General features: G+C 44.0%; 22 protein-coding genes and 1 pseudogene. 2 read left to right on the top strand and 21 right to left on the bottom strand.

All coding sequences use genetic code 11. The features are described from left to right. Window positions 1–185: 185 nt before the first annotated feature. The 17 genes and pseudogenes from rpoC to fkpA form a co-directional block, all read right to left on the bottom strand. Window positions 186–4409: a DNA-directed RNA polymerase subunit beta' gene (rpoC, locus tag ACU696_RS04130; RefSeq protein WP_109913197.1), complete on the bottom strand. Its 4224-nt coding sequence runs from the start codon at window positions 4407–4409 to the stop codon at window positions 186–188. Window positions 4410–4517: 108 nt separating this feature from the next. Beyond that, window positions 4518–8546, bottom strand: a complete 4029-nt coding sequence (rpoB, locus tag ACU696_RS04125; protein ID WP_004265877.1) for a DNA-directed RNA polymerase subunit beta — start codon at window positions 8544–8546, stop codon at window positions 4518–4520. Window positions 8547–8905: 359 nt separating this feature from the next. Continuing rightward, complete coding sequence (gene rplL / locus ACU696_RS04120; protein WP_004265879.1) at window positions 8906–9271, bottom strand: 50S ribosomal protein L7/L12; 366 nt, start codon at window positions 9269–9271, stop codon at window positions 8906–8908. 60 nt (window positions 9272–9331) lie between these two features. After that, on the bottom strand, window positions 9332–9829 hold the full coding sequence (gene rplJ, locus ACU696_RS04115; RefSeq protein ID WP_004264381.1) for a 50S ribosomal protein L10: 498 nt from the start codon (window positions 9827–9829) through the stop codon (window positions 9332–9334). Window positions 9830–10154: 325 nt separating this feature from the next. Continuing rightward, a complete protein-coding gene (rplA, locus tag ACU696_RS04110) occupies window positions 10155–10856 on the bottom strand; it encodes a 50S ribosomal protein L1 (protein ID WP_004265881.1) in 702 nt (233 codons plus the stop codon). Between the two features lie 4 nt (window positions 10857–10860). Next, window positions 10861–11289 (bottom strand): 50S ribosomal protein L11, encoded by a 429-nt coding sequence (rplK, locus tag ACU696_RS04105; RefSeq protein ID WP_004264379.1) that lies wholly within the window; start codon window positions 11287–11289, stop codon window positions 10861–10863. 158 nt (window positions 11290–11447) lie between these two features. After that, a complete protein-coding gene (gene nusG, locus ACU696_RS04100) occupies window positions 11448–11993 on the bottom strand; it encodes a transcription termination/antitermination protein NusG (protein WP_004264378.1) in 546 nt (181 codons plus the stop codon). Continuing rightward, entirely contained in the window at window positions 11994–12380 is a 387-nt protein-coding gene (gene secE, locus ACU696_RS04095) for a preprotein translocase subunit SecE (protein WP_004265885.1), read from the bottom strand. A gap of 617 nt (window positions 12381–12997) precedes the next feature. Then, window positions 12998–13114: pseudogene (locus ACU696_RS04090) on the bottom strand (EF-Tu C-terminal domain-related protein); the annotation flags it as partial. A gap of 79 nt (window positions 13115–13193) precedes the next feature. Beyond that, a complete protein-coding gene (gene fusA / locus ACU696_RS04085) occupies window positions 13194–15320 on the bottom strand; it encodes an elongation factor G (protein WP_109912909.1) in 2127 nt (708 codons plus the stop codon). 89 nt (window positions 15321–15409) lie between these two features. Continuing rightward, entirely contained in the window at window positions 15410–15880 is a 471-nt protein-coding gene (rpsG, locus tag ACU696_RS04080) for a 30S ribosomal protein S7 (RefSeq protein WP_004262486.1), read from the bottom strand. A 97-nt stretch (window positions 15881–15977) separates the two neighbouring features. After that, window positions 15978–16352, bottom strand: coding sequence for a 30S ribosomal protein S12 (gene rpsL / locus ACU696_RS04075; RefSeq protein WP_004265905.1), 375 nt, complete (start codon window positions 16350–16352; stop codon window positions 15978–15980). Between the two features lie 136 nt (window positions 16353–16488). Then, window positions 16489–16776 (bottom strand): sulfurtransferase complex subunit TusB, encoded by a 288-nt coding sequence (gene tusB / locus ACU696_RS04070; RefSeq protein ID WP_004265906.1) that lies wholly within the window; start codon window positions 16774–16776, stop codon window positions 16489–16491. A 57-nt stretch (window positions 16777–16833) separates the two neighbouring features. Beyond that, window positions 16834–17193 carry a sulfurtransferase complex subunit TusC gene (gene tusC / locus ACU696_RS04065; RefSeq protein WP_109912908.1) on the bottom strand — a complete coding sequence of 120 codons (360 nt, stop codon included), beginning with the start codon at window positions 17191–17193 and terminating at the stop codon, window positions 16834–16836. A 24-nt stretch (window positions 17194–17217) separates the two neighbouring features. Beyond that, the gene (gene tusD / locus ACU696_RS04060; protein ID WP_115166426.1) at window positions 17218–17622 is read right to left on the bottom strand and encodes a sulfurtransferase complex subunit TusD; all 405 of its coding nucleotides are present in this window, start codon (window positions 17620–17622) and stop codon (window positions 17218–17220) included. Next, window positions 17619–18323 (bottom strand): helix-turn-helix transcriptional regulator, encoded by a 705-nt coding sequence (locus ACU696_RS04055; protein ID WP_004262503.1) that lies wholly within the window; start codon window positions 18321–18323, stop codon window positions 17619–17621. Before ACU696_RS04055 ends, tusD begins: the two co-directional genes overlap by 4 nt. A 298-nt stretch (window positions 18324–18621) precedes the next feature. After that, window positions 18622–19365, bottom strand: a complete 744-nt coding sequence (gene fkpA / locus ACU696_RS04050) for an FKBP-type peptidyl-prolyl cis-trans isomerase (protein ID WP_004262506.1) — start codon at window positions 19363–19365, stop codon at window positions 18622–18624. A 246-nt stretch (window positions 19366–19611) separates the two neighbouring features. On the opposite strand from fkpA, the gene ACU696_RS04045 reads away from it, so the two are divergent. After that, a complete protein-coding gene (locus ACU696_RS04045; RefSeq protein ID WP_004262507.1) occupies window positions 19612–19833 on the top strand; it encodes a SlyX family protein in 222 nt (73 codons plus the stop codon). Between the two features lie 80 nt (window positions 19834–19913). On the opposite strand, the gene slyD is transcribed toward ACU696_RS04045, so the two are convergent. The 4 genes from slyD to kefG form a co-directional block, all read right to left on the bottom strand. Beyond that, window positions 19914–20513, bottom strand: coding sequence for a peptidylprolyl isomerase (slyD, locus tag ACU696_RS04040; RefSeq protein WP_004265922.1), 600 nt, complete (start codon window positions 20511–20513; stop codon window positions 19914–19916). Between the two features lie 86 nt (window positions 20514–20599). Beyond that, window positions 20600–20803, bottom strand: a complete 204-nt coding sequence (locus ACU696_RS04035) for a YheV family putative zinc ribbon protein (RefSeq protein WP_115166425.1) — start codon at window positions 20801–20803, stop codon at window positions 20600–20602. Between the two features lie 9 nt (window positions 20804–20812). Next, the gene (gene kefB / locus ACU696_RS04030) at window positions 20813–22621 is read right to left on the bottom strand and encodes a glutathione-regulated potassium-efflux system protein KefB (protein WP_004265926.1); all 1809 of its coding nucleotides are present in this window, start codon (window positions 22619–22621) and stop codon (window positions 20813–20815) included. After that, a complete protein-coding gene (gene kefG, locus ACU696_RS04025; RefSeq protein WP_004265928.1) occupies window positions 22621–23175 on the bottom strand; it encodes a glutathione-regulated potassium-efflux system ancillary protein KefG in 555 nt (184 codons plus the stop codon). Before kefG ends, kefB begins: the two co-directional genes overlap by 1 nt. Before the next feature lie 151 nt (window positions 23176–23326). Here kefG and ACU696_RS04020 point away from each other — a divergent pair, with 151 nt between their 5' ends. Then, complete coding sequence (locus ACU696_RS04020) at window positions 23327–25261, top strand: ABC transporter ATP-binding protein (RefSeq protein ID WP_447343040.1); 1935 nt, start codon at window positions 23327–23329, stop codon at window positions 25259–25261. Window positions 25262–25270 lie beyond the last annotated feature (9 nt).

The raw sequence follows: 25270 nt of genomic DNA, 5'->3' as shown, positions 1-25270 counted from the left end.
ACTGGCCGATATATTTTAAAAATAGAAATACGTATTACATATTCAGATAAATTTAAGAAATAAAAGGATTTATTGATGAATTCAAATTAGAAAAATAAAAATCAATTTATCATTTTATTAGATATAAAAAAGCCAGTACCTTTCGGTACTGGCTTCTGTCAGGAATTTTGCAGTGAAATCAGAAATTAGTTCTGGTTGTCGCTGCTGAAACCTGCATTTAACAGCTCAGCTAAGTTCGCTGTTGCTTCATCTGCACTGACTTGTGGTGCATCCACAACATCGTTCAGATGACGGCGGCGGATACGGTCTTGGTGATACGCAAAACCAGTACCTGCTGGGATCAGACGTCCAACAATTACGTTTTCTTTCAGACCGCGCAGTTCATCACGTTTACCTGCAACTGCTGCTTCAGTCAGTACGCGTGTCGTTTCTTGGAACGATGCTGCTGAGATAAAGGATTCTGTTGCCAGAGATGCCTTAGTAATACCCAACAGGTCACGAGCAAAGTTCGCTGGAATTTTGCCTTCTTGTTCCAGTTTACGGTTAGAAACTTTAACACGTGAGTACTCGACTTGTTCACCTTCGAGGAATTCAGAACTTCCTGCATCCGCGATAGTGACTTTACGCAGCATCTGACGAACGATAACTTCAATGTGTTTATCGTTAATCTTAACGCCTTGTAAGCGGTAAACTTCCTGAACCTCGTTAGTGATATAACGCGTAACAGCATGGACACCACGCAAACGCAGAATATCGTGTGGAGATTCTGGACCATCGGAAACCACGTCACCACGTTCAACGATCTCACCTTCGAACACGTTAAGCTGACGCCATTTAGGGATCATCTCTTCGTACGGATCGCTACCATCTAATGGTGTGATAACCAGACGACGCTTCCCTTTGGTTTCTTTACCAAACGAGATAATACCGCTGATTTCAGCCAAGATTGCAGGCTCTTTCGGACGACGTGCTTCGAACAAGTCAGCTACGCGTGGCAGACCACCCGTGATATCTTTAGTACCCACAGATTCTTGTGGAATACGCGCTAAGGTATCACCGACATTGATTGCGATGCCATCATCTAACTGAACAATTGCTTTACCCGGTAAGAAGTACTGAGCAGGCATGTCTGTGTTAGGTATAAGAACGTCGTTACCATTTGCGTCAATAACACGTAAAGCAGGACGTAGGTCTTTACCACCACTGGTACGTTCCGCAGTATCCAGAACAACGATTGAAGACAGACCGGTTAATTCATCAGTCTGACGCGTCATTGTTTGACCATCAAGCATGTCAGAGAAGCTGATAATACCCGATACTTCACTGACGACTGGCATGGTATGTGGATCCCAGTTCGCAACAGTTTCACCGCCCGTTACTGCATCGCCATCGCCTTTCGTCAAGTGCGCACCGTAAGGGACTTTATAGCTTTCTTTAGTACGACCGAATTCGTCAATCAGACGCAGCTCTGTATTACGTGAAGTAATAACCAGTTTACCTTCTGAGTTCGTAACGAATTTTGCGTTAACCAGTTTCAGAGTACCTGTGTTACGGACTTGAATGCTAGATTCTGCCGCCGCACGAGATGCCGCACCCCCGATGTGGAACGTACGCATCGTTAACTGTGTACCCGGCTCACCGATTGACTGTGCCGCGATAACCCCGATAGCTTCACCTTTGTTGATGATGTGACCACGAGCAAGGTCACGACCATAACAGTGAGCACACACACCGAAGTCAGTTTCACAACTTACAACTGAACGAACTTTAACGCTGTCGACTGAGTTAGCTTCTAACAGGTCACACAGTTTTTCGTGCAGTAATGTATTACGTGGAACTAGAATGTCCGCAGTTCCTGGGATCAGGATATCTTCTGCAGTCACACGACCCAGTACACGTTCACGCAGTGGTTCTTTAACGTCGCCACCCTCGATAACCGGAGTCATCAGGATACCTTCGTGAGTTCCACAGTCGTCTTCAGTTACCACCAAGTCCTGTGCAACGTCAACTAAACGACGTGTCAGATAACCGGAGTTCGCTGTTTTCAATGCGGTATCGGCAAGACCTTTACGCGCACCGTGCGTAGAAATAAAGTACTGGAGAACGTTCAGACCTTCACGGAAGTTTGCCGTGATTGGTGTTTCGATGATTGAGCCATCTGGCTTAGCCATCAGACCACGCATACCGGCTAGCTGACGAATCTGAGCTGCAGAACCACGAGCACCGGAGTCGGCCATCATAAAGATACTGTTGAAAGAAACTTGTTGTTCTTCGACGCCATCACGGTTAATAACCGCTTCAGTCGACAAGTTTTCCATCATCGCTTTAGCAACACGTTCGTTTGCCGCTGCCCAGATATCGATAACTTTGTTGTAACGTTCGCCTGCTGTAACCAGACCAGACTGGAACTGTTCCTGAATTTCTGCAACTTCAGCTTCTGCTTCGGCGATAATTCCAGCTTTTTTCTCTGGAATAACCATATCATCGATACCAACTGATGCACCAGAACGTGCCGCATAGGCAAAACCGGTATACATGATTTGGTCAGCAAAAATAACAGTAGGCTTCAGGCCCAGAACACGGTAACAGGTGTTCAGCATTTTAGAGATCGCTTTTTTACCTAACGCTTGGTTAACCAATTCGTAAGGCAGACCTTTCGGTACGATCATCCATAAAATTGCACGACCAACAGTAGTGTCAACTAAGCCCGTGTTGATTGTGATGTTACCTTCCGAATCTTTTACTTCTTCAGTGATACGGACTTTAACGCGGGCATGCAGTGACGCATGACCTGAACGGTAAACACGCTCAGCTTCTTTAGGACCGGCTAATACCATGCCCTCGCCTTTCGCGTTTACGCAGTCACGTGTCATGTAGTAAAGACCCAATACAACGTCCTGTGAAGGAACGATGATAGGCTCACCACTTGCAGGTGACAGGATGTTGTTGGTTGACATCATCAACGCACGTGCTTCTAACTGAGCTTCCAGAGTCAGAGGAACGTGTACCGCCATTTGGTCTCCATCGAAGTCGGCGTTATATGCCGCACAAACGAGTGGGTGCAATTGGATAGCTTTACCTTCGATAAGAATAGGTTCGAAAGCTTGGATACCCAGACGGTGAAGTGTTGGTGCACGGTTCAGCATAACTGGGTGTTCACGGATAACTTCATCCAAGATATCCCAAACAACCGCTTCTTCGCGCTCAACCATTTTCTTCGCAGCTTTAATGGTTGTTGCCAGACCACGTAATTCTAATTTGCCATAGATAAATGGTTTGAATAACTCAAGAGCCATTTTCTTAGGCAGACCGCACTGATGCAGACGCAGGTATGGACCTACGGTGATAACAGAACGACCTGAGTAGTCAACACGCTTACCAAGTAAGTTCTGACGGAAACGACCTTGTTTACCTTTGATCATATCTGCCAAAGATTTCAGAGGACGTTTGTTAGAACCTGTGATTGCGCGACCACGACGACCGTTATCTAACAGGGCGTCAACCGCTTCTTGCAACATACGTTTTTCGTTACGTACGATGATGTCTGGCGCAGCCAGATCCAGGAGGCGTTTCAAACGGTTATTACGGTTGATTACGCGACGATACAGATCGTTTAGATCTGATGTTGCGAAACGACCACCATCGAGTGGAACTAATGGACGCAGATCCGGTGGTAATACAGGTAATACGTTTAAGATCATCCACTCTGGCTTGTTACCAGATTGGATAAATGCTTCTAGCAGTTTGATACGCTTAGTCAGCTTCTTACGCTTAGTTTCAGAGTTAGTTTCGTTTAACTCTTCGCGCAGCGTTTCACACTCGTTCTCAAGATCGAGGTTTTTCAGCAGGCCTTGGATTGCTTCCGCCCCCATTTTCGCATCAAATTCGTCACCGAACTCTTCCAGCGCATCTAAGTATTGCTCTTCTGTCAGAATCTGTGCACGCTCAAGGCTAGTCATACCGCCTTCAACAACTACATATGATTCAAAGTACAGAACGCGTTCGATATCACGCAGTGGCATATCAAGCAGCAAGCCGATACGGGATGGCAGTGATTTTAAGAACCAAATGTGTGCAGTCGGAGATGCAAGTTCAATGTGACCCATGCGCTCACGACGGACTTTGGTCTGTGTAACTTCAACGCCACACTTCTCACAAATCACACCACGGTGTTTTAAACGTTTGTACTTACCGCACAGACATTCGTAGTCTTTTACTGGCCCGAAAATACGCGCACAGAAAAGACCGTCACGCTCAGGTTTGAACGTACGGTAGTTAATGGTTTCTGGCTTTTTAACTTCACCGAATGACCATGAACGGATCATATCAGGTGATGCCAGAGCAATCTTGATAGCATCAAACTCTTCGGTCTTGGTTTGCGCTTTCAGAAACTTTATTAAGTCTTTCACAAAATGCTCCTGTCGGAGTTAGACCTGTCAGGTGAGTGTTCAAAGACACTCTCCCCAAATCCCAGTGCTTACATGTGCCGGAAAGCAAGCTTTCCGGCATAAAACGAATTACTCGTCTTCCAGCTCGATGTTGATACCCAGTGAGCGAATTTCTTTCAGTAATACGTTGAAAGATTCCGGCATACCAGGTTCCATCTGATGGCTGCCATCGACGATGTTTTTATACATCTTCGTACGGCCGTTAACGTCATCCGATTTAACTGTAAGCATTTCTTGAAGAGTATAGGCTGCACCGTATGCTTCCAGTGCCCACACTTCCATCTCCCCGAAACGCTGACCACCGAACTGCGCTTTACCACCCAGCGGTTGCTGAGTAACCAAGCTATAAGAACCTGTTGAACGGGCGTGCATCTTATCGTCAACCAAGTGGTTCAGTTTCAGCATATACATGTAGCCAACAGTTACTTGGCGCTCAAAGCGCTCGCCAGTACGACCATCGAATAATGTAATCTGACCTGAAGTTGGCAGACCACCCAATTTCAGCAGTTCTTTGATTTCTTTCTCTTTCGCACCATCAAATACTGGTGTTGCAATTGGCATACCTTTTTTCAGGTTCTCAGCCAAACGCATAACTTCTTCGTCAGAGAAAGTGTTCAAGTCAACTTTCTGGCGTGGATCATCACCTAAATCGTATGCTTTTTGGATAAACTCACGCAGTTTGGCAACTTCTTCTTGCTGTTTAAGCATAGCATTGATTTTCTCACCAATACCTTTCGCTGCCATCCCTAAGTGAGTTTCCAAAATCTGACCGATGTTCATACGTGATGGTACGCCCAGCGGGTTCAGAACGATATCAACTGGGTTACCGTTTTCATCGTAAGGCATGTCTTCAACTGGGTTGATTTTTGAGATAACACCTTTGTTACCATGGCGACCCGCCATTTTATCACCCGGTTGGATCTGACGTTTAACAGCCAGATAAACCTTAACAATTTTCAGTACACCCGGTGCTAAGTCATCACCTTGAGTAATTTTACGACGTTTTGCATCGAGTTTTTTCTCGAACTCAGATTTCAGTTCGTCATACTGTTCAGCTAATTGCTCTAACTGGTTTTGCTTCTCTTCGTCAGCTAAAGATAACTCTAACCAACGGTCGCGAGGCAGTTTGTCCAGTTTTTCAGCTTCAATTCCGCCGTTAACCAGTACAGAACGGATACGTGCAAACAGACCTGCTTCGAAAATACGTAGCTCTTCTGTTAAGTCTTTCTTCGCATCACGTAACTGAGTTTCTTCGATCTCTAATGCACGTTTGTCTTTCTCTACGCCGTCACGGGTAAATACTTGTACGTCAATAACCGTACCAGATACACCGTTAGGAACACGTAAAGAAGAGTCTTTAACGTCTGATGCTTTTTCACCAAAGATAGCACGTAACAGTTTCTCTTCTGGCGTCAGCTGAGTTTCACCTTTAGGTGTCACTTTACCAACCAGAATATCGCCGCCTTTCACTTCCGCACCAATATACACGATACCGGATTCATCAAGTTTAGACAGTGCAGCTTCACCGACGTTTGGAATATCTGCAGTGATTTCTTCAGGCCCTAATTTAGTGTCACGAGACACACAAGAGAGCTCTTGAATATGAATAGTTGTAAAACGGTCTTCTTGAACAACACGCTCAGAAACTAAGATGGAGTCTTCGAAGTTATAACCATTCCATGGCATGAATGCCACGCGCATGTTTTGACCAAGTGCTAATTCACCGAGGTCTGTTGAAGGACCATCCGCTAACACGTCACCACGTTCAACTGGCTCACCTAAAGATACACAAGGCATCTGGCTAATACAGGTGTTCTGGTTAGAACGGGTATATTTAGTCAGGTTATAAATATCGATTCCAGCTTCGCCTGGATACATCTCATCTTCGTTAACTTTGATAACGATACGAGAAGCATCAACGTACTGAACCGAACCACCACGTCTTGCAACAGCAGTAACACCAGAGTCAACCGCTACTGCACGCTCCATACCTGTACCAACTAATGGTTTGTCAGCACGCAGAGTAGGAACCGCTTGACGTTGCATGTTTGCACCCATCAATGCACGGTTGGCGTCATCGTGTTCAAGGAATGGGATCAGGGACGCACCAACAGAAACAACCTGTTGAGTCGAAACGTCCATATATTCAACTTGTTCACGGCTGAATAAGCTTGATTCACCTTTGTTACGACACGTAATCAGTTCTTCAACAAAGCTACCATCATCACCTAAAACGGTGTTCGCCTGAGCAATGATGAAGTTACCTTCTTCAATTGCAGACAGATAATGGATTTCGTCTGTCACTAAGCCATCACGTACTAAACGGTATGGGGTTTCTAAGAAACCGTACTCATTGGTCTGTGCATAAACAGATAATGAGTTGATCAGACCGATGTTTGGACCTTCAGGCGTTTCGATTGGACAGACACGACCGTAGTGAGTTGGGTGAACGTCACGTACTTCGAAGCCCGCACGCTCACGAGTCAAACCACCTGGGCCTAACGCAGAGATACGACGTTTGTGCGTAATTTCAGACAACGGGTTGTTCTGGTCCATAAATTGAGACAGCTGGCTGGAACCAAAGAACTCTTTAACTGCGGCTGAAATTGGTTTCGCATTGATCATATCTTGTGGCATTAATGCATCAAGGTCGCCCAGAGAAAGACGCTCTTTCACTGCACGCTCAACACGAACCAGACCGACACGGAATTGGTTCTCTGCCATTTCACCAACAGAACGAATACGACGGTTACCTAGGTGGTCGATATCATCCACTTCGCCTTTACCGTTACGGATATCGATGAGTTTACGCATAACATCAATGATGTCTTCTTCACTCAGGATACCTGAACCTTCGATTTCTTCACGGTTCAGTGAACGGTTGAACTTCATGCGACCTACCGCAGACAAGTCGTAACGGTCTTCAGAGAAGAACAGGTTCTCGAACAGGTTTTCTGCAGCTTCACGGGTTGGTGGCTCACCAGGACGCATCATGCGGTAGATTTCTACCAATGCACTCAGACGGTCGTTAGTTGGGTCGACACGAACGGTTTCAGAAATGTAAGCACCGTGGTCTAAGTCATTGGTAAACAATGTTTCGATTGTTTTATGACCAGACTGGCTCAGACGTGCCAACATATCTAAAGAAAGTTCCATGTTCGCTGCACAAATCAGCTCACCGGTGCTTTCATCAATATAGTCTCTAGCAACAACTTTACCTGCGATATATTCAACAGGAACTTCGATGCTATTGACTTCTTCTTTCTCTAACTGACGAATGTGACGTGCAGTGATACGGCGGCCTTTTTCTACATAGACTTTACCGTTCGCTTCGATATCAAACGAAGCAGTTTCACCACGTAAACGCTCAGGAACCAGCGTCATCATCAGTTTATTATCACGGATTTGGAATACTGTTTTTTCGAAGAACAGATTTAAGATTTCTTCGGTGTTGTAATCCATTGCACGCAGAATAATGGTCGCAGGTAATTTACGGCGACGGTCAATACGTACAAACAGGTTATCTTTCGGGTCGAATTCGAAATCAAGCCATGAACCACGGTAAGGGATAATACGTGCGTTATATAGCACTTTACCTGAAGAGTGTGTTTTACCTTTATCGCTGTCAAAGAATACACCTGGACTACGGTGTAACTGAGAAACGATAACACGCTCAGTACCGTTGATAACGAAAGTTCCGTTTTCAGTCATGAGTGGAATTTCACCCATGTAAACTTCTTGTTCTTTGATGTCTTTAACAGTTCCTTCCGGTGCTTCACGCTCATAAACGATGAGACGTAATTTCACACGTAAAGGCGCAGAGTAAGTTACACCGCGAATTTGACATTCTTTAACATCAAAAACAGGCTCGCCTAAACGATAGCTGACATATTGTAATTCAGCATTACCGCTGTAGCTCTGAATTGGAAACACAGAACGGAAAGCTGCTTCCAGCCCATTCTGGCCATCTGGATCTTGCTCGATAAACTTCTGGAACGAGTCAAGTTGGATAGAAAGGAGATAAGGTATGTCCAAAACTTGTGGACGCTTACCAAAGTCCTTACGGATACGTTTTTTCTCGGTATAGGAGTAAACCATAGGTTTCCTCAGCTCGTTGATCAGTGACCCAAGTGGTTAGCTCTTAGTTTAAGAGACTGAACCGCAACGCGTTTTTATATAAGAAACGGAAAATGAATACTTTCCTTAATACTCATTGCTATTACTCTTAAATCATTTCATTGCGTTGCCATTGCTACCGAGCTACCCGAGCGGGTCGTAGCGAAGAACACAGTATATTAAGTCGTCAATAGAAAGAAGTATTGGAGGGTTGTTGTTAACATTAAAACTGCGTGAAAAGCTGTTAACACCCATCACGCCTTACAGCGCAAAAAGGCTGGTGATTAAAAAATCACCAGCCGTCAGCCTAATTAGATCAGGCTGCGTTCTTGAAATTGAACTTATTTAAGTTCAACAGAAGCGCCTGCTTCTTCAAGAGATTTTTTCAGAGCTTCAGCTTCGTCTTTGCTTGCAGCTTCTTTAATAGTAGCTGGAGCAGATTCTACCATGTCTTTAGCTTCTTTCAGGCCAAGACCGGTTGCGCCACGAACTGCTTTGATAACTGCAACTTTGTTACCGCCAACAGCTGACAGTACAACGTCGAATTCAGTTTTTTCTTCAGCAGCTTCAGCTGGGCCCGCAGCAACAGCAACAGCTGCAGCAGCAGAAACGCCGAATTTTTCTTCCATCATAGTAATCAGTTCAACAACGTCCATTACAGACATTTCTGCAACTGCATCAAGGATTTGGTCTTTAGTGATAGACATAACAAGTGTTCCTAAAATTCAGAAATAGTTTATACGTTAAAAAGCAACGAAGGAAAGGGCTTATGCAGCTTCTTTCTGATCGCGCAGAGCAGCCAGAGTACGAACCAATTTGCCTGCAGCGGCTTCTTTCATGGTTGACATCAGGCGTGCGATTGCTTCATCGTAAGTTGGGAGAGTTGCCAGACGATCGATATCTTTCGCTTGGATTAACTCACCTTCAAAGGCCGCAGCTTTAATCTCAAATGCTGGATTCGCTTTCGCGAACTCTTTGAACAGACGAGCGCCAGCGCCCGGGTGTTCGTTAGAGAAAGCAATTAAGGTTGGACCGACAAACACGTCTTTCAGTACGTCATAAGAAGTACCTTCAACAGCACGGCGGATCAGTGTGTTACGAACAACACGGATATAAACGCCAGCTTCGCGACCTGCTTTACGCAGTTCAGTCATTTTTGCTACAGTTACGCCGCGTGAATCAGCAACAACTGCAGAAAGCGCGCCTTTGGCTACTTCGCTGACTTCAGCAACAATCGCTTGTTTGTCTTGAAGATTTAGTGCCATTAGCTTCTTGCTCCTGGATTAACCGGGAAACCCCGGGACTCACATCACTCAAACACAACATTATGTAAGAGCGCTAAAACACGGTGAGCAGAATAGAAATCCAGAATTAAATTCTAGGTATCTCTGTCACCGTCTACGCAGGTAAATTAAGCAGCGGTTAGACTACACCTGCGGTCTTGGACGGGGTCTGGAAAGGCCAGACTCCATACCGAAATTTGTGGTTTGTTGAGTATATTGCTATACCCAACAAACTCAAGGCGTCAAATTTTATACAAATTTGACGCAAAGGTAAAGCCTAATTACCAATTAGCCGAAGCTATAGCAATTAAACTGTCGCTGACAGACCAGCTTGGTCAACAGCAACACCTGCACCCATAGTGGTAGACAGGCTAACTTTCTTGATGAAAACACCTTTAGCAGAAGCTGGTTTTGCTTTTTTCAGCGCGATCAGCAGTGCTTCTAAGTTTTCTTTCAGTTTGTTAGTGTCGAAATCAACTTTACCGATAGTGGTGTGGATGATTCCGTTTTTGTCATTACGGTAACGAACCTGACCTGCTTTAGCATTGTTAACTGCTTCAGCAACGTTTGGAGTTACAGTACCAACTTTCGGGTTTGGCATCAGACCACGTGGGCCCAGAACTTGACCTAATTGGCCAACAACGCGCATTGCATCTGGAGAAGCAATAACAACGTCAAAGTCCATTTCACCAGCTTTGATTTTATCAGCCAGATCTTCCATACCTACCAGTTCAGCGCCTGCAGCTTTAGCAGCTTCAGCGTTTGCGCCTTGTGCGAACACAGCAACGCGAACTGAACGGCCAGTACCGTGTGGCAGTACAGTTGCACCGCGAACGTTTTGGTCAGATTTACGAGCATCGATGCCCAGGTTGATAGCTACGTCAACGCTTTCTACGAATTTAGCAGTTGCTAATTCTTTCAGCAGTGCAACGGCTTCGTTGATGTCGTACTGTTTAGTTGCATCAACTTTTTCACGGATATTGCGCATGCGCTTAGTCAGTTTAGCCATTGTCTTAGTCCTCCACTACCAGGCCCATGGAACGAGCAGTACCTTCAATTGAACGCATCATTGCGTCAACATCAGCACCAGTCATATCCGCAGCTTTAGTTTCAGCGATTTCGCGAATCTGAGCAGAGGTCACTTTACCAACTTTATCTTTGTTAGGCTTGCCTGAACCAGACTTAACGCCAGCTGCTTTTTTCAGCAGAACTGCTGCAGGTGGAGTTTTGGTAACGAAAGTGAAAGAACGGTCTGCGTAAACAGTAATAACAACAGGAATTGGTAAACCTTTTTCCAGGCTGTCTGTTTTTGCGTTGAACGCTTTACAGAATTCCATGATGTTAACACCTTGTTGACCCAGAGCTGGACCAACTGGTGGACTTGGGTTCGCCATACCAGCCGCAACTTGCAGCTTAACGTAGGCTTGAACTTTCTTAGCCATGATATTTCCTCTAGATGGGTGATAGCGCCTTACAGTTTGCAAGGCTCCCCGTTACATTAAACATGTCCCGCACATTAATTTGCGCCGAACATAAAAACAAAAGGCGCGAAATTGTAGTCAAATTTCACGCCTTTTGCAAGTCAGTTTTGTCGCTTAGATTAGGCTTTTTCTACCTGACCAAAATCCAATTCGACTGGAGTTGCGCGACCGAAGATAGAAACAGAGACTTTTAAGCGGCTCTTTTCATAATCAATTTCTTCAACAACACCGTTAAAGTCAGCAAATGGACCTTCGCTAACACGAACCATTTCACCTGGTTCAAACAGTGTTTTCGGACGTGGTTTATCACCAACTTGTTGTAAGCGGTTCATGATAGCGTCAACTTCTTTATCGCTAATTGGCGCTGGACGATCTGACGTTCCGCCAATGAACCCCATTACACGCGGTACACTACGCACTAAGTGCCAAGAGTCATCGTTCATGACCATTTGGACCAAGACATAGCCTGGGAAGAATTTACGTTCACTCTTACGGCGCTGACCGCTACGGATTTCAACAACTTCTTCTGTTGGAACCATAACTTCGCCAAAAGAATCTTCCATAGCATGTAATTTGATATGTTCACGTAAAGATTGTGCTACGCGACCTTCAAAACCAGAGAATGCCTGAATGACATACCAGCGCTTTTTAGGTGAATCGGACATTTAGAATAACCTCAGGCTTGTAATAAATGAAACTAAACGCACCAGGATACCATCTAGTCCCCACAGTATTAAAGACATTACAGCCGTTACTGCAGCAACAATTAAAGTAGTTTGCAATGTTTCCTGGCGAGTAGGCCAAATGACTTTTCTCATCTCGACGCGAGCTTCGCGTGCAAACGCCAGTGTTGCTTTACCTTTTGTAGTCCATAAAGCGACAGCACCTGCAATAGCGACAACAGCCACAACTGCAAATGCACGCAGCGCGAGATTATATTGACGGAAGTAATAATTGCCAACAATAGCAATTATTAATAAGGCACAGACAATGACCCACTTGAAGATGTCTGCACTGCGTCCACTTCCTTGAGCTTCGCTATTCGCACTCATAATTCAACCTGTTACCATGAAGTATGTACATAGCCTGCTTGCTTACAAAGGTAAAACAACCAAGCCAAACCAATAGAATATGCCAACATATCCCTCAATTACTACAAACTAAGCCTGCAAAATTTGATAGGGATATCAATAACATCACCTGCGATCTAAAAGTAATTAGCCTTGTTAATGGAGGTAATTAGCGTTATTCGTTCTGCAAACACAACAAGTTGCAGTAACATTTTATTTCGCAAGTACTACTTGTATGTCAGTACTATCACTTTACAAGTGCTACCCATTTCACAAGTGCTATTCCATTTTGCAGGAATTTCAGCATGCTCAGCAAATTTTTTAACTACACCAATAAGAAAATGACTTTCTTTTTGTGGCAGCGGTAAAATATACCATATCTTCCGAGCAAAACCTTAATAAATCTCATATAACTGCGCAAAGGAGCCCGCACAGTTATCAATTCGTTGTTTCAGAGCCTATCTCACCAATAATTATACAAATGATTGATGAGATAGGTTCTTAATTTTGCAACGTCTGAATTTTGCAATGTATAAAAAGGACGTCTATTAGACGCCCTTTTTTACTAAGTGGTTCTTTCTTATTCAGAAAGAGCGGTATTATGCAATAATTTTTGCAACAACACCCGCACCTACAGTACGGCCACCTTCACGGATTGCGAAACGTAAACCGTCGTCCATCGCGATTGGGTGGATCAGGGTAACGATCATGTTGATACGACTCTATTCCTTATGGAGTTCCCTCTTCACGATAAAGAAGGAACTTAAATTAAAGTTGTTAACCGATAAAAATCGATTATTTAGCGTTACGAGCTTCGATTACAGCTTGTGCAACGTTGTTTGGTGCTTCATTGTACTTCAGGAACTCCATAGAGTATGAAGCACGACCTTGTGTCTGAGAACGCAGGTCAGTAGCATAACCGAACATTTCTGACAATGGTACTTGTGCACGAACGACTTTACCAGTAGGCAGGTCATCCATACCTTCAATCATACCACGACGACGGTTCAGGTCACCAATAACATCACCCATGTAGTCTTCTGGTGTTTCCACTTCAACTTTCATGATTGGCTCAAGCAGAACTGGTTTAGCTTTTTTGAAGCCATCTTTAAACGCGATTGAAGCCGCAAGTTTAAACGCCAATTCAGAGGAGTCAACATCATGGTAAGAACCGAAATGTAAACGAACACCCATGTTAACAACCGGGTAACCAGCTAATGGACCAGATTTCAACTGTTCTTGGATACCTTTGTCAACCGCAGGGATGTATTCAGTAGGAATTACACCACCTTTGATGTCGTTGGCAAATTCGTAATCCATTTGAACGCCGTCTTTATCGTTTTTGTTCAGTGGGAACATATCGATAACGACATGACCATACTGACCACGACCACCAGACTGTTTCGCGTGTTTACCTTCGATATCAGTCACTTTCATAGTGATTGCTTCACGGTAAGCAACTTGAGGTTTACCAACGTTCGCTTCAACTTTAAATTCGCGACGCATACGGTCAACCAGAACGTCCAAGTGCAATTCACCCATACCAGCGATGATAGTCTGATTAGTCTCTTCATCACTTGATACGCGGAATGATGGGTCTTCTTGAGCCAGACGGCCTAATGCGATACCCATTTTTTCTTGGTCAGCTTTAGTTTTTGGTTCGATTGCAACAGAGATTACTGGCTCTGGGAATTCCATACGCTCCAGGATGATTGGTGCATCAACCGCACATAAAGTATCACCTGTAGTTACGTCTTTCAGACCGATAGCCGCCGCGATGTCACCAGCGCGAACTTCTTTGATCTCTTCACGTTTGTTAGCGTGCATCTGTACGATACGGCCAAAACGTTCTTTCTTCGATTTCACTGCGTTCAGAACTGTGTCACCTGAGTTAACAACACCAGAGTAAACACGGAAGAACGTTAAGTTACCAACGAATGGGTCGGTTGCAATTTTAAATGCTAATGATGAGAATGGCTCATCATCACTTGCGTGACGCTCTGCAGGAGTGTCTTTACCGTCGTCCAGAATACCATTGATTGCAGGTACATCTGTTGGCGCAGGTAAGTAATCAACAACTGCATCCAGCATCGCCTGAACACCTTTGTTCTTAAATGCAGAACCACAGGTAACCAGAATAATTTCGCTTGCAAGAACACGTTGACGTAATGCAGATTTAATTTCTGCTTCGGTCAGTTCTTCACCGCCCAGATATTTTTCCATCAGTTCTTCTGATGCTTCTGCTGCGGTTTCGATCAGGTTGTTGTGCCACTCTTCAGCAGCTTCTTGCATGTTCGCAGGGATATCTTCGTATTCGAAGGTAACGCCCTGATCTTCATCGCTCCACTTGATTGCTTTCATTTTCAGCAAGTCAACAACACCAGTGAACGACTCTTCTGCGCCAACTGGTAATTGCAGTGGAACTGCGTTAGCAGCTAAACGTGATTTTAATTGCTCAACAACACGTAAGAAGTTCGCACCCATACGGTCCATTTTGTTAACGAACGCGATACGTGGAACTTTATATTTGTTAGCCTGACGCCATACAGTTTCAGACTGTGGCTGAACACCACCAACCGCACAGTAAACCATTACTGCGCCATCAAGAACACGCATAGAACGTTCTACTTCGATGGTGAAGTCAACGTGTCCTGGGGTGTCGATGATATTGATACGGTGTGGCTCATACTGTTTTGCCATACCAGACCAGAATGCAGTAGTCGCTGCAGATGTGATAGTAATACCACGCTCTTGCTCCTGCTCCATCCAGTCCATTGTTGCAGAACCTTCGTGAGTTTCACCAATTTTATGGTTTACACCAGTATAGAACAGAATACGTTCAGAAGTTGTGGTTTTACCGGCGTCGATGTGTGCACTGATACCGATATTACGATAACGTGCTATGGGCGTTTGACGGGCCATTTTTTCCTCTCTCGTGGGCGTTCAATGCTTCATATAAAGGGTAGCAAATGGCTACCCTGAGATACATCACTAATGTGGGTAAGAAATAATTACCAACGGTAGTGTGCGAACGCCTTGTTAGCTTCTGCCATACGGTGAACGTCTTCACGTTTCTTAACAGCGGAACCTTTGTTCTCAGCAGCGTCTGATAATTCATTTGCCAGGCGAAGCGCCATAGATTTATCACCGCGTTTACGAGCAGCATCAACGATCCAACGCATTGCCAGGGCATTACGACGAACCGGGCGAACTTCAACTGGAACTTGGTAAGTTGAACCACCAACACGGCGGGATTTAACTTCCACAGTCGGACGCACGTTATCTAGTGCTAATTCGAATGCATCAAGTTCAGTTTTACCAGAACGCTGAGCAAGGGTTTCAAGTGCGTTATATACGATTGCTTCAGCAGTAGATTTTTTCCCGTCTACCATCAGGATATTTACAAACTTGGCCAGTAATTCTGATCCGAACTTAGGATCTGGAAGAATTTTACGTTGACCTATTACGCGACGACGTGGCATGGATATGACTCCGTTGTTAATTCAGGTTTGTCCAAAACTCTACGAGAGTATTTTGACATTAAGATTAAAATGTTTGGCCTTACTTAACGGAAATCCATTAAGCCTTAGGTTTTTTCGCGCCGTATTTAGAACGAGCTTGCTTACGGTCTTTAACACCAGAACAGTCCAGTGCGCCGCGAACGGTGTGATAACGCACACCTGGTAAGTCTTTAACACGACCACCACGGATAAGGATAACGGAGTGCTCCTGCAAGTTGTGGCCTTCACCACCGATGTAGGAAGAAACTTCGAAACCATTAGTTAAACGAACACGGCATACTTTACGTAATGCTGAGTTTGGTTTCTTAGGAGTGGTAGTATATACACGAGTACATACGCCACGTTTTTGCGGGCAAGCTTCCAGTGCTGGAACGTTGCTTTTAACAACTTTCGAGCTACGAGATTTGCGTACCAGCTGATTAATAGTTGCCATTATTAAAAAAGCTCCTGGTTTTATTGCTTCGTAAACACGGATTTTGACCTCGTTCGCCAACATGACGATACACGAGGACGCGAAATTTTATTGCTGACTGGCTCAGGTGTCAAGAAATATACAACTTTTAGTGCCTTTATATGGCAAAATGTTGTTTTTGGACTTCTGTTAGCTTCACAAAACCTTGATATGTGATTACAGAAACTGCGGTTGAGAGGGTATTTTGCAACCCGCGAGCATTGATGTCGGCATCCAAAGCGTACAACTGCGCACCTGTTTTTTGTAATGCAATAAGAAAAGGTGACTGTGCGACTGCCGCAACCACGCCATCTTGCATCAGTAAAACTACGTCTTCCGCCGTAATAAAGCCTAGCATCGCAGAAAAATCACATTTAAATGGAGATGTTGCTAATGTATACAGCATAGAAAAGATCCTACTATAGATCAAAACTTAACCCAAGCTCAAAATTCACACAACCGATCAAAAATTAAGCACCACATCACATTCAGCTATTCTCGCTCTGATCTCTTTCTTGTTGAGAATTGTTGGCGTCACGACCCATTTGGTATTTTCCCCTAACCCTCGTTCTTGTAACGAAGAGCTGCAGAGATAAATTTTTTCAATGTCATATAATGGCAATATTTTAAATGTTGCGATGTAATCCCGAGCAAGCACTTCAGCAGGGTGTTGGTTTGCCAGAAGCTGATAGACGCCATCAGAGAGAAAAAACACCTGAATGTCTTCTGTCAGTGCTGAAGTTGCTAATAATGCATCTAGCCCTTCTCGACCACTGGCATTTCCATGGGGCATGGTTGTAAAGACAAAAGCTATTTTTTTCACACGATACCTTGTATTGAGCTGTTCTTAGAATTGAATTGTCCGGTCTGTGGTTATCATCGCTTCCGCAAGGCTTCCTAACCCACTCATTATAAAGCCCTCAGCAAGGTTGGCCGTTGGAAGTGATAAACTTTGCGCTTGTTCTTGGTCAACAACCCCTCGGCGCAAAGCTGCAGAAACACAGATATGCATTTCACACCCTGATTGTTTTGCCAGTTCTTGCCAAGCTGAAACTAAATTGAATTCATCTGTTGCCGGCGAGGTAAGCTGATTCGCATTGAAAACACCTTCACGATAAAAAAATAATGTTTTCAATATATGCCCTTCTTCAAGAAGGGCTTTTGCAAATTGATACGCACTCGCTGCTTGTTGTGTACCGTAAGCGGGACCTGTCACAACTAAGCAGTAGGTTAGCGAATTTGTATTACTCATTCACCGCTCTTGAATTGACGAATATATAAGTAAACCGTGTGTTTAGAAATATTCAGGCGGTCAGCTACTTGGTTGATGGCGTCTTTAATATCAAAAATACCTTTTTCGTATAAGTTAAGAACCACTTGCTTGTTTTTTGCGTTATTCGAGACATTACGATCACCACCCACTTCTTCAATCGTATATTCCAATGTTTGCGCGACAAGGTCATCAACTGAAGAGGCAAAGTTCACATCTGAAGTGACTTCTTGTTTAGTTTCTGGAACAAACGATTGAATAATTTCAGAGAACGGTACATCTAAGTTCATATTGATGCATAGTAAGCCAATCACACGTTGCTTACGGTTACGAATCGCAATAGTAACGGATTTCATTAAATCACCGCTTTTCGCTTTCGTAAAATAAGCTTTCGAGACATTCGATTCTTCGTCTGCCATATCGTGCAGCATTCTCAACGCTAGGTCTGTAATCGGTGAGCCGATTTTACGCCCAGTGTGCTGACCATTTGCGATTCTGACTGCAGAGCAGTTTAGGTCTTCTAAAGAGTGAAGAACAATTTCACAGTGCCCACCGATTAGCATTGCCAGACCATCCACAGCAGCTTCATATGATTTTAAAATCTCATGGTCTGTCTCAGAAAAGGGCTGGTTATCCAATATGTTAATATCGCTGAGGTCGTGTGATTGTATAGAATCAGACATTTCAACATCATCCTTCTAATGTAAAAACTCATCCTGTTGACTAAAAAGGCGTTCATTATTCGACTATTTGGCCTTCATTACTTTGTTCGTAGCCAACAATTGTGATGATAAAAAATAAAATAGAGTCTTCTGAAGTTAAAACTCCACGGCGTTGCCGTCAAGCGAATGAATGCAAGACAGTCTGTTTTATCACAAGTTTTAAACAATTTGAGAATTTTTTTTGATGAGAAATACAAAAAAGCCCAACGCATGAATGTGTTGGGCTTCAAAATACACTTAACTAATGCTTAGTGAATCATTATTTAGCAGCAGGTTTGATATCTAATAATTCAACATCAAAAACTAATGTTGAATTTGCAGGGATACCTGGCACGCCATTTTCACCATAAGCTAACTCAGCAGGGATCACTAACTGCATTTTGCCTCCTTTTTTCAGGTTAACTAAACCTTCAGTCCAGCCTTTAATCACTGAGTTTAATGGGATAGTCAGTGGCTCGTTACGTGAATATGAGCTATCGAATTCAGTGCCATCAATCAGAGAACCTTTGTAGTGAACGACTACAGTTTCGTCTGCTTTAGGTTTAGCACCTGTACCGTCTTTTTCAATTTTGTACAGCAGGCCTGATTTGGTTTTTACAACGCCTTTTTCTTTCGCGTATTTTTCGCGGTACTCAGCACCTTTTTTCTCATTGTTGGCTGATTCTTCTTTCATTTTTTTGTCGGCAGCTTCTTTGACTTGACCTTCAAACTGACGCAATGTTTCCTCAACTTCTGCATCGGTCATTTTGCTTTTGCCGTTAAATGCATCTTGGACACCAGCAAGTAATTGGGCTTTGTCCAAGTTAATACCAATTGTTTTTTGCTCTTCTAAAGAATTCTGCATGTAGCGACCTAAAGACGCACCTAGTGCATACGCATTACGCTCTTCTGCGTTTTTGAATGCGCTGCTTTGTGCTTTGGCTTCCGCTGCCATCACTTGCGGAGCAGCAAAAGTAAATGCTAGCGTAGTTGCTAAAAGGCTTGCCTTAAACAGTGATTTCATCCTAGTCTCCGATAACTTTTATTCGATTATATTCGAATAGCGAACTATTCGTTTTATGGGTAGGGCTCTTTAAGTTTAGACCCCGTTACTCCATTGAGTATTAAAAAAATATAATAACTACTGAGACCACATTAACAAAAAGTCGTTTCGTCGCCTATATCTTTAACTAAAACTTATCTATTGATTTGTAATGTTCAGTTATTATGATGGTTTAATTACGATATAAACGCTTAAGGAGAGTCGGATATGGACTCATCTGATACATTTGAACAACGCTTAGAACTTTTAGAAAGTAAAGTTGCCTTTCAAGAACTGGCGATTGAGCAACTTAACCAGGTTATTACTGACCAGCAAATGCAAATGAGCCGCCTTCAAGAGCATTTACGCATTGTGGCTGAAAGACTGAAATCATCCCAAGATTCTCACTTAGCAAGGCCAGAAGAAGAAACACCACCGCCACACTATTGATTTCAAAGATAAAACTCTTGATTTCAAATACAAAAAAGGAAGCTTTCGCTTCCTTTTTTTACAAACACTAATACAAGGTATTAGTGGCAGCCGCAGCCGCCTTGTTTGTGTCCGTGACCTTCGCCGCCACCGCAGCAACCACCTTCTGAACCATGGCTATGACCACCACCGCCACAGCAACCACCTTCGTGGTCGTGGTCATGGTCGTGACCGCCTGCACCATGGACGTGGCCATGTGCAATTTCTTCTTCTGTTGCTTCACGGATAGCCATGACTTCAACATTAAATTTCAGGTTTTGGCCTGCTAACATGTGGTTACCGTCAACGATAACTTCATCACCTTCAATGCCTGTGATTTCGACAGGAACTGGGCCCATGTCAGTGTCAGCTAAGAAACGCATACCCACTTCTAGCTCATCAACACCCATAAATACATCTTTAGGAACACGTTGAACTAAGTTGTCATCGTATTGGCCATATGCGTCGTCTGAAGCGACTTCAACATCGAAGTTTTCGCCCACAGAACGACCTTCTAATGCTTTTTCTAAACCTGAAATTAAAGACCCACGACCATGCAAATAGTCCATTGGTGCGCTTGCTGGTGATTCATCAACTAAAACACCGTCTTCTGTTCTTACTTGATAAGCCAAGCTGACCACCAAGTCTTTTGCTACTTTCATGACATCTCCTACTACCCGTAAGGGAAAAATTTTTGCCAATTGTACCGAAAAACTATGATGATGTATTGAGAATTGACAAATTTCTATTATTCAGGTGTAAAAATTCCAATAACCTGCTCTTTTTGCCTAACATGACCAGTTGCTTCATCCCCTGCTTGGCGTTGTTGATCGCCGCAATTGACACACTCAACGACATCAATTTTATCTTCACGCCACATCATTAATGTGTCTTGTGACTTGCACTTAGGGCAAGTCGCTCCAGCAATAAAGCGTTTACGTATTGAAGCCATTTCTAACCCTTACTGTTCATTATTCCAACTATGGGGCTGGCGATGCTCTCTTTGCATTTCTTTCTCAAAGAGCTCATTAAGTTCACGACGCGCCTCTTTAATGCGTGAAATTTGCCCGCTATCACTATTTTCATTTTCAGGGTAGATATCCCTGAGCATTTTCATGTCTAAACGACGGAAATGCTGCTTGGCACGATAAGCTTTATGAGGGTGCATCCCCGTACTGACTAAAGCCTTGCTGCCAAGTTCAAGCGCACTCGAGAATGTTTCACGGCTAAAGTCAGTCACGCCACATTGCAATAGCTCATGAGCCTCAAGACGACCTTTAGCACGAGCAATAATATGCAAGTTAGGGAAGTTTTCTTGGCAAATTTGCACAATTTCCATCACTTCTTCAGGGACATCACTGGTAATCACAATAGATTTGGCTTTATCAGCTCCTGCTGAGCGCAATAATTGCAGTTCACGTGCATCGCCGTAATATACTGTATAGCCGTAGCGGCGCATGGTACTAATCGCCGTAACATCTTGTTCTAGTACTGTAATTTTAACCTTATTGGCCATTAATAATCGGCCAACTACCTGACCCATACGACCAAAACCGACCAAAATAACATGCGGGTCATTATCCTCTACAAACGGTTTTTCACTCGAGGCCGGCTGTTGATTATAACGATAGTTCAAATAAGCATCTATCAATTGCATCACAAGTGGAGTGGTCATCATCGAAAGCGTGACAACCACCAGCAATAAATCCATTTGCCGTTCATTAATCACACTTGCACCAAAGGCGGTTGCATAGATTACAAATGCAAATTCGCCACCTTGGCTAAGCACACCAGAAAATTGCGCTCTCGCACCATTTCGAAGCCTAGCGGCTAAACTCAGTCCGTAAAGTACTAACGCTTTGACAGCGACCAATACTACAACAGCAATCAATACTTGCGGTAAATAGGCCCACAACACATCTAAATTCAATGACATACCTACTGAGATAAAAAATAGCCCCAGTAGCAGACCTTTAAACGGTTCGATATTAATTTCCAATTCATGACGGAATTCTGTTTCCGCTAACATGACCCCTGCCATAAAGGTTCCCAGAGCCATAGAAAACCCAAGGCTTTCCATAATGAGTGCAGAACCTAATACCACCAATAAGGCGGCAGCCGTAAAAATTTCATGAACGCCAGATTTAGCAGCAAGCCTGAACATCGGCCGCAATAAGTAACGGCCAACGACCCATAAGCCTGCGAACGCCACTATCTTCAAACCAATCTTTTGCCAATCACTGGTTGCTGAATCCCCTGCTAACAATGGGATCAGCGCCATAATCGGGATAACGGCCATATCTTGGAATAACAAAACAGAGAAACCGAGTTGCCCACTTTCTTTGTTGGACATCCCTTTTTCGTTCATCAATTGAAGTGCCATTGCCGTTGATGACATCGCCATACCTAATCCACCGACAATAGCCGCTTGCCAAGAGAATTTGGCTAAAAATAGCAGTGACGCCATGATAGCTGCGGTCACGACCACTTGAAGCGTGCCCACACCGAAAATAGAGCGCCTAAGTTCCCATAATTTAGAAGGTTTTAGCTCTAACCCAATAAGAAACATCAGGAACACCACCCCCATTTCGGAGAAGTGTAAAATATCATCAACATTGCGAATAAAGCCGAAAACAAATGGCCCAATCATGATCCCGGCAAGCAAATACCCAAGCACAGCACCTAAGCGGATTTTTTGTGCGATAGGTACCATAACGACCCCTGCACAAAGGAAGATGATAACGGATTCAAATAGCCCCAGTTCTGACATTAGGATAACCCTCCCGCACCTAGCGGTTGCTGCATCCATTGACGGTAGTCATCGATAAGCTGTTCAAAGCGTTCTTTAGGCTGCCGACGTGCTGCATAAATAATGGTTGGTTCTAACCACTGCATATCACACATTAATGCGGTCAATTCAAATGGGCGAAGTATTTCTGTAAGCGGGTAATGATTATACCCATCATGTTGATAAGCGTGGATAGGCTCCCCCGTCGTGATCACCGAGCGCCAATATTTGCCTTTTAATTTCTGGTACCCCACGTCGGTAGCAAAACGGCGAGTTAACACGCGATCAAACCACTCTTTTAATAAAGCAGGGCAACTATAAGTATAGAGAGGATGCTGAAAAACAATGATATCGTGCTGACACAATAATTTTTGCTCCGCGGTAACATCAATAAAATAATCTGGGTAAATTGCGTATAAATCGTGCACAGTCACATGGTCAAAATCACGTACTGCCCCCAATAACGCCTTATTAGCCATCGATTCGTCGGGGTCCGGGTGAGCGTAGACCACCAACACTTTCGGTGTATTTGACATCTTTCCCTCCTCAAAGGCGTGTCAGACGGAACATTTTCCGTTACCATGCAGCCTGCTAAATAGAGTTTACACCCTAAACATTGCAGTCTTTGTATTATTATTCGGGTGTGTAGATTTGGGTAATTTAACATATTTTTAATAGACGGTTGCTATGATTGTTTTCTCTTCACTCCAAATTCGCCGAGGTGTTCGTGTCCTACTGGACAATGCCACTGCGACTATTAACCCCGGCCAAAAAGTTGGTTTAGTGGGTAAAAACGGCTGCGGTAAATCGACGCTTCTTGCGTTATTAAAAGGCGAATTACAAGCTGAAGCAGGTTCTGCAACCTTTCCAAGCAATTGGTCTATGGCATGGGTGAACCAAGAAACTCCCGCGCTTGATGTGCCCGCTCTTGAATATGTCATTGATGGTGATCGCGAGTTCCGAGCCTTAGAACAAAAACTACAGCAAGCCAATGAAAAAAATGATGGCCATGCCATCGCAGTAGTTCATGGGCAGCTTGATGCGATTGATGCATGGACCATTCGTTCTCGCGCCTCCAGTTTGCTACATGGCTTAGGTTTCAGCCAAACACAGCTAGATTCCCCAGTAAAATCATTTTCGGGTGGATGGCGGATGCGTTTGAACCTCGCGCAGGCACTGCTTTGCCGTTCTGACCTGTTGTTACTCGATGAGCCAACCAACCACCTTGATTTAGACGCGGTCATTTGGTTAGAAAAGTGGTTAAAAAGCTACCAAGGCACCCTGATTTTGATTTCCCATGATAGGGATTTCCTCGACCCGATTATTGATAAAGTGCTGCATATCGAACAAGAAACCATGTTCGAATATACGGGTAACTACTCGTCTTTTGAGCGCCAACGTGCGACAAAACTCGCCCAGCAGCAAGCGTTGTATGAAAGCCAACAAGCTAAAGCTGCGCATTTACAAAGTTATATTGACCGCTTTAGAGTGCAAGCCACCAAAGCCAAGCAAGCACAAAGTCGCATTAAGATGCTTGAAAGAATGGAAATGGTCGCACCGGCTCATGTGGATAACCCATTCCATTTTTCATTCCGCAAACCAGAAAGCTTACCGAATCCATTATTAAAAATGGAAAAAGTCAGCGCAGGCTACGGTGAAAAGGTCATTTTGCAATCCATCAAACTGAACTTAGTCCCGGGGTCACGCATTGGTCTGCTCGGGCGTAACGGCGCAGGTAAATCAACTTTAATCAAAATGTTAGCTGGCGACTTACCTCCATTACAGGGAGAAATTTCCCTCGCAAAAGGGATTAAACTCGGTTATTTCGCCCAGCACCAATTAGAGTATTTGCACCCTGAAGAATCCCCCTTGCAGCATCTTGCTCGCCTTGCCCCTGAGCAAACTGAGCAGCAATTGCGTGACTATTTAGGTGGTTTCGGTTTTAAAGGTGACCAAGTTACTGACCCAAGTGGCCGTTTTTCTGGTGGGGAAAAAGCGCACTTAGTTCTCGCTTTAATCGTCTGGCAGCGCCCTAATTTACTGTTGCTCGATGAGCCAACCAACCACTTGGACTTAGATATGCGCCAAGCGCTTACTGAAGCCTTAATGGCCTTCGAAGGCGCTTTAGTTGTCGTTTCCCATGATAGGCATTTATTGCGTACCACGACCGATGAACTGTATTTAGTCCACGGCGGTTCTGTAGAGCAGTTTGATGGTGATTTAGAAGATTACCAACAATGGCTAGCTGAGCAAAACAAGCTCGAATTACAGCAAGTGCGTGATCAACAAGAGAAAGATAAGCCAGCAGCCGCTGCAACGGTGACGGCACAAGATAGAAAAGATCAAAAACGTCGTGAAGCTGAATTTCGTCAGTTAACTCAGCCTATCCGTAAAAAAATTACGGAATTGGAAAAGCAGATGGATAAACACTCTCATGCCCTGAGTGAGCTTGAAGCAAAACTTTCTGATGCAGCCATCTATGAACAAGATAAAAAAGCTGAATTGACGGAATGTTTGAAAAAACAAACTGAACACAAAGCAGCGCTTGAAGACGTGGAAGTGGAGTGGATGGAATTGCAAGAGCAGTTAGAAACCATGACTAGTGAGTTTGAATTAAATTAATTCGTTATA

The sequence above is a fragment of the Providencia sp. PROV_01 genome (assembly GCF_053098325.1).
This window is presented reverse-complemented; position numbering and strand designations above follow the sequence as displayed.